General features: G+C 65.9%; 1 protein-coding gene. It reads right to left on the reverse strand.

Going from position 1 to position 543, the window contains the following annotated elements; translation table 11 throughout:
* The coding region (locus EN852_RS34815) for an aminotransferase class III-fold pyridoxal phosphate-dependent enzyme (protein WP_135879594.1) at positions 1-543 on the reverse strand (543 nt) is incomplete at both ends.

Genomic DNA, 543 nt, shown 5'->3' on the forward strand with positions numbered 1-543 from the left:
CGAACGGGTTGCTATAGGTAATGGGCGCCGGCGTGTGGAAGGCCCCGGGCAGCAGCGGCTCGTAGTTGCGGCGGAAGTTGGCATTGCCGTTGACGGACGCGCCGCCGAAATGCGTGCCGTGATAGCCCTTCTTCAGCGCCAGGAATTTCGTGCGGTCGCCCTGGCCGCGGATCTTCCAGTACTGCCGCGCGAGCCGCAGCGCCGTCTCGACCGAGTCCGAACCGCCCGAGGTGAAGAAGGCACGCAACATGCCTTCCGGCGCGAACCATTCGGTGAGCTCATAGGCGAGCTCCATCGACGGTCCGGTCGATGTGCCGCGAAAACCGGAATAATAGGGGAGCGCATCGAGCTGCGCTACCATCGCCTGCTTGATCGGATCGCAGCTGTAGCCGAGGTTGACGTTCCACAAGCCGCCGACGGCGTCGAGCACGGTGCGGCCCTCGGCATCGGTCACCGACACGCCTTCGCCCTTCATGATGATCTTCGGCGGGCTCGCCCGCATTTCGGCCGGAGGCCCCATCGGGTGCCCGACGGGCTTGGCGT

It is taken from the genome of Mesorhizobium sp. M2E.F.Ca.ET.209.01.1.1, assembly GCF_004010375.2.
Classification (GTDB): domain Bacteria; phylum Pseudomonadota; class Alphaproteobacteria; order Rhizobiales; family Rhizobiaceae; genus Mesorhizobium.